Source organism: Polaromonas sp. P1_G2, assembly GCF_056405515.1.
Window position 1 is genome coordinate 1 of record NZ_JBFUBY010001262.1, and the last position, 433, is coordinate 433.

The 433-nt window shown below is 64.9% G+C and carries 1 protein-coding gene; it reads right to left on the reverse strand.

The genetic code is table 11. From position 1 onward, the window contains the following. On the reverse strand, positions 1 to 433 hold a 433-nt coding region (locus AC1D0P_RS30060), incomplete at both ends, for a hydantoinase/oxoprolinase N-terminal domain-containing protein (RefSeq protein WP_477680072.1).

Genomic DNA, 433 nt, shown 5'->3' on the forward strand with positions numbered 1-433 from the left:
GCGATGGTGTTGATGCCCTTGGCCTTGATCTCGTCGGCGATGCGCAGCAATTCTTCCTCGTCGAGCGGCGAGATCACCCGACCGTCGAACTCGTTGCCGCCATGCGCAAGCCAGGCGTGGTTGCCGATCGCGGTCTTCAGATCCTCCGGCCAATCGACCATTGGCGGCAGCGACGAGGTTGCGGGCAGTCCAAGCCGGACAGCCGCGGTCTGCGCCAGATCGCGGCGCTGCACGACAGCATTGGTGAAATGCGTGGTGCCGATCATTACCACGTCGATGGCGCTCGCCGCCACGCCGGAGGCGGCAAGCACATCCTTGAGGGCGTTGACGACGCCGCTCATTACATCGGCGGTCGTGGCCGATTTCACGCCAGCCACCACCTGCGTGCCGTCCATGACGACGGCATCGGTGTTGGTGCCGCCGACATCGATCC